This window comes from Photobacterium sp. R1 (assembly GCF_054600795.1).
In genome coordinates, this window is record NZ_BAAHZP010000377.1 from 1 (window position 1) to 301 (window position 301).

The window sequence follows — 301 nt, forward strand, 5'->3', positions numbered from 1 at the left end:
CCAGCACATTGAACCCCAGTACTTCCCGATGCTGGCGATTGCCGCCTTCGGTGCAGTGCTGATCCTGTGCGGCATTATGTGTCAGATTATGCAGCTGTACGTGACCTTCCGTAACCGTGAGGCATTGCGTGATGTGACCGGCGACCCCTGGGATGGCCGAACTCTGGAGTGGGCGACCTCGTCTCCACCGCCGTTCTATAACTTTGCCCATTTGCCTGAAGGCAACGAGCTGGATGCGCACTGGTATCAGAAAGAACGTGGTGAAACCAACCAGTCGAGCGATTATCAGCCCATTCACATG

1 pseudogene is annotated in these 301 nt (G+C 55.8%); it reads left to right on the forward strand.

Going from position 1 to position 301, the window contains the following annotated elements:
• Positions 1-301 (forward strand): annotated as a pseudogene (locus tag ACYP03_RS25500) (cytochrome o ubiquinol oxidase subunit I); the annotation flags it as partial.